We start from the raw sequence: 259 nt of genomic DNA, 5'->3' as shown, positions 1-259 counted from the left end.
CCCCATTTTACTTTAAGTCTAAGGTGGTAATTTTCAAACTCTTGTTTAGTAGAAACACATCCATATATTTCGCCACTAACCCTAAGTACCTGCTGACCATTTTCTTCTATTACAGTAAATACCCCATACTCATCTTTGTTGGCACCAATTGGCTCAATTAGATTTCCTTGTTCATCTTTAGGCTGCTCGCCATTGTACCCTTCTTTATGACGATAGCTCAAATAGTTATCCCATTGGGAAAGGTTTTTATCCAAAAGGT

General features: G+C 37.5%; 1 pseudogene. It reads right to left on the bottom strand.

Features of this window, described 5'->3' with window-relative positions:
- Positions 1-259: pseudogene (locus tag E1140_RS21075) on the bottom strand (3-keto-disaccharide hydrolase); the annotation flags it as partial.

The sequence above is a fragment of the Fulvivirga lutimaris genome, assembly GCF_009711525.1.
Taxonomy (GTDB): domain Bacteria; phylum Bacteroidota; class Bacteroidia; order Cytophagales; family Cyclobacteriaceae; genus Fulvivirga; species Fulvivirga lutimaris.
Note: the sequence above shows the minus strand (reverse complement) of the source record. Positions and strands in the feature narration are given on the sequence as shown.